Here is a 4,237-nt window from a genome sequence, read left to right on the forward strand (position 1 = left end):
TTTCTCCGACTCTCAAACAGGATTGGTATTGGTAGTGCTTCTGCTAATATCTCTAACTTAGCTTGCTTTAGTATTTGCAAGGTTCCAACTATCATTAACAACAGTAGATATCCGGCTCGCCCCAGTTCATTCTCTAAGACTTTCTGGTATTGTAAAGTATGAAGCGATCGAATCTGGTAATATTGCTGCGGTGCTAAAACTGAAGCATCGTAGGTAAGATTTAATAATCCGAAACCGCAAAAAACCACTATTAGAAAGGAGACAATTAAGAACAATTTTTGCTTAAACAGCATCGGGATTAAAAACGGTGAGCTAAAAAAAATAAATTCCCCGTCCGGGACAGGGAAAAAATCTATCTTGATCAACAAAACAATTAATCCAAAAATCCCATTAAAGTTTCGGGATCATCGATTTCATTGGAAGCAACGGGACGATTACCCATGACTGTATAAGTTTCGCTAATGTGCAGATGACTAAGAGCAATCGGACGATTGCCAGAAATCGCTAGAGTGCTGCTAACTTCCATACCACTAGAGCCGACAGGACGCAATCCACCTACGGAAGAATAGGTACTAACCACTTTCAGATGGCTAACTTCTACGGGACGGCCCCCGGGTAACATTTCATCTTCCGTGAAGTGAAGATGGCTAGTACCAACAGGACGATTTTCGGGTAAGCGATGTTCGGGTTGATAGAATTTTAAGGCTTTGGAAGCCGATTCAGCGTTGTTTTTCACCGAAAGGGCGACCACTTCTTTATCTTTGGCGGTTTTAGCCGTAGTAGCTTTACCGCGTGTGCTGGTCTTTTCTTCTGTAGTTGCTGGGGTTTGAGTCCCGTTCGTTTCTAGATTTTCCACCGTCATAACCTGATACTCCTTTCCGTTAATAGCTTCGGAGAAACGATAAGATTTAAGTTTAGGGTATTCTCGAAGACTTTTAATCTTTTTTTAAAATCCTCTCTAATATTAAGATACATCTTTCTTTCCCCAAAACCCTATCAGTGTTGGTAATTTGATTGATAATTTATTTTGCCTGTTCTCTACACCTAGCCGCTAATGACCGCTTTTCAACTACAAGCACCCTTTCAACCCACCGGGGATCAACCGGCAGCGATCGATAAATTAGTAGATTCCCTGCAAAACCAGCATCGTTTCCAAACCCTCTTGGGGGCAACTGGCACCGGCAAAACCTTCACCATTGCCGCTGTGATCGAGAAAATCGGCAGGCCTACCCTTGTCCTAGCCCATAATAAGACCTTGGCTGCCCAATTATGTAACGAATTGCGGCAATTTTTCCCCAATAACGCCGTGGAATACTTTATCAGCTATTACGACTACTATCAACCGGAGGCTTATATTCCTGTCAGCGATACCTACATCGAAAAGAGTTCTTCAATTAATGATGAGATCGATATGCTGCGCCATTCAGCCACGCGCTCGCTGTTTGAACGCAGGGATGTGATCGTCGTCGCTTCCATTAGTTGTATTTATGGTTTGGGAATGCCGGCGGAATACCTGAAAGCGGCGATTTCCTTAACAGTTGGTCAAGAGTTCGACCAAAGGCAATTATTACGGGCCTTGGTGTCAGTGCAGTACAATCGCAATGATTTGGAGTTAACTCGCGGCCGTTTTCGTCTCAAGGGCGATATTTTGGAAATTGTTCCCGCTTACGAGGATCGGGTGATTAAAATTGATTTTTTTGGCGATGAGATTGAAAGTATTCGTTATCTCGATCCCCTGACGGGGGAAGTTTTGCAAAAATTAGAGCGAATTAGTATTTATCCGGCCCGTCACTTTGTTACCCCGGAGGAACGTTTAGAGGTAGCCTGTCGGGATATTAAAACCGAGTTAGATAACCGTTTATTGGAGTTAGAAAAAGCGGGCAAATTACTGGAAGCGCAACGTTTGGATCAACGGACTCGTTATGATTTAGAAATGTTGCAGGAAGTGGGTTATTGTAACGGAGTAGAAAATTATTCGCGGCATTTAGCGGGTAGGTTAGCGGGGGAACCGCCGGAATGTTTGGTGGATTATTTTCCTCAAAATTGGTTATTAGTTGTGGATGAATCTCATGTCAGTGTGCCGCAGATTCGCGGAATGTATAATGGCGATCAATCACGAAAAAAAGTTTTGATCGATCACGGGTTTCGTTTACCCAGTGCTGCGGATAATCGTCCTTTGAAGTCGGAAGAATTTTGGCAGAAAGTTAATCAATGTATTTTTGTTTCGGCCACTCCGGGAGATTGGGAATTAGAACAGTCAGAAAATCACATTGTTGAACAAATTATCCGACCGACGGGAGTTTTAGACCCAGAGATTTTTGTGCGACCAACCGAGGGACAAGTGGATGATTTATTAGGGGAAATTAAGGAGCGAGTGCGGTTAAATGAACGGGTTTTGATTACCACTTTAACCAAACGCATGGCCGAAGATTTAACCGAATACTTGCAAGAAAGGGGAATTAAAGTTAGATATCTACATTCAGAAATTCAATCAATTCAACGGATTGAAATTATCCAAGACCTGCGAGAAGGGGTCTTTGACGTGCTGATCGGGGTGAATTTGCTTCGCGAGGGGTTAGACCTGCCGGAAGTGTCTCTAGTGGCGATTTTAGACGCAGATAAGGAAGGATTTTTAAGGGCTACCCGCTCTTTAATTCAAACTATTGGCCGGGCTGCTCGTCATATTCGCGGTCAGGCAATTCTTTACGGAGATAATCTCACTGATAGTATGATTAATGCGATCGAAGAAACTAAGAGACGGCGAGCTATTCAAGAGGAATATAACCAAAAACATGGGATTATTCCGCAACCGATTGTTAAAAGGTCGAGTAATTCAATTTTGGCTTTTCTGGATATTTCCCGTCGTCTCAATTCCCAACAATTAGAGCAGGTTTATGAGAATATAGAAGAACTTTCTTTAGAACAAATTCCCGAATTAATTCAACAACTAGAAGCGCAAATGAAAGAAGCGGCGAAAAATCTAGAATTCGAGGCAGCGGCTAAATATCGTGATCGGATTAAGCAATTGCGAGATAAATTATTAAATCACGTTAGATAAACCTATGACTAGATTTATTCATGACCAGTTTGCCAAAGATTATCTCGAAGAATTATTATCTTCTCTGGGAGAGAGTACGAGAAATCGATGTCTGGTTTTCACCCCAGATTCTCGATAATAATCCGAGAGAACTGCTAGGATTACTGGGAAAAATGGCGATTAATCCCTGTTTATTTGAACCCTTTCGCAATCCTGTCACTGCTACAGAAATTAGGACTTGTCTGTTAAAACTGTTGGAAGTGGAAGGAGAAATTAATCGTCGAGCAAATCGTCAGAAAACGAATGTTAACGATGGAGAAATCCCCCGTCTCTGGATTTTGACTCCCACCGCTTCCTCGCAACTGTTAGAAGGATTCGGAGCTAAATTAGATGAGGAGAATTGGGGGGAAGGTATCTATTTTTTGGCTCCCTCTTTACGCACGGCAATCACCGTTATCCATCAATTACCCCCAACAGAAGCAACTCTCTGGTTAAGAATTTTAGGCCGGGGAAAAGTACAAGCAAGGGCGATCGATGAGCTAGAATCGTTACCAGAGGATCATCCTTTTCGGGTAAATGCTCTAGAATTATTATTAAACTTGAGAACTTCTTTAACTAACGATCAAGAGCTTGAACAGGAGGACAGAGAGTTAATTATGAGATTATCACCTTTATACACTTCCCGTCTTCAGGAAGAACTGGATGCTGGCCGTCAACAGGGTCTTCAACAGGGTCTTCAACAGGGTCTTCAACAGGGTCTTCAACAGGGTCTTCAACAGGGTCTTCAACAGGGTCTTCAACAGGGTCTTCAACAGGGTCTTCAACAAGGAGAACGTCTGGTGGTAGAAAATTTATTGAAAGCTCGTTTTGGTAATTTAGACCCAGATTTGTCCGTAATCATCGATCGCATTTTATTATTACCAGTGGAAGAGTTTACCCCTTTAATACTCAATTCATCTCGCACAGAATTAATTGCCCACTTTTCTAATTGAAAGCATAACTCAATCTTTTGATGATAGTGGATTTGAAAATTGGCTGATTAACCAGAGCAGGCAATTTTCTGGGCAAATTCGGGGATATTTCGGATTAAGCAATTGCGAGATAAATTATTAAATCACGTTAGATAAACCTATGACTAGATTTATTCATGACCAGTTTGCCAAAGATTATCTCGAAGAATTATTATCTTCTCTGGGAGAG

2 protein-coding genes and 2 pseudogenes are annotated in these 4,237 nt (G+C 42.0%); 2 read left to right on the forward strand and 2 right to left on the reverse strand.

The features are described from left to right. Together EWV60_RS20870 and EWV60_RS20875 are read right to left on the reverse strand one after the other, a co-directional pair. A pseudogene (locus EWV60_RS20870) lies at nt 1-293 on the reverse strand (hypothetical protein); the annotation flags it as partial. Nucleotides 294-373: 80 nt separating this feature from the next. Beyond that, complete coding sequence (locus EWV60_RS20875; RefSeq protein WP_002733480.1) at nt 374-862, reverse strand: hypothetical protein; 489 nt, start codon at nt 860-862, stop codon at nt 374-376. A gap of 192 nt (nt 863-1,054) precedes the next feature. Between EWV60_RS20875 and uvrB the strand changes: the two genes are divergently transcribed. Further along, a complete protein-coding gene (gene uvrB, locus EWV60_RS20880) occupies nt 1,055-3,058 on the forward strand; it encodes an excinuclease ABC subunit UvrB (RefSeq protein WP_002732244.1) in 2,004 nt (667 codons plus the stop codon). A gap of 4 nt (nt 3,059-3,062) precedes the next feature. Continuing rightward, nucleotides 3,063-4,029: pseudogene (locus EWV60_RS20885) on the forward strand (flagellar assembly protein H). Nucleotides 4,030-4,237: the final 208 nt, after the last annotated feature.

Source organism: Microcystis sp. Msp_OC_L_20101000_S702, from assembly GCF_007095705.1.
GTDB classification, from domain to species: Bacteria; Cyanobacteriota; Cyanobacteriia; order Cyanobacteriales; family Microcystaceae; genus Microcystis; species Microcystis ichthyoblabe_A.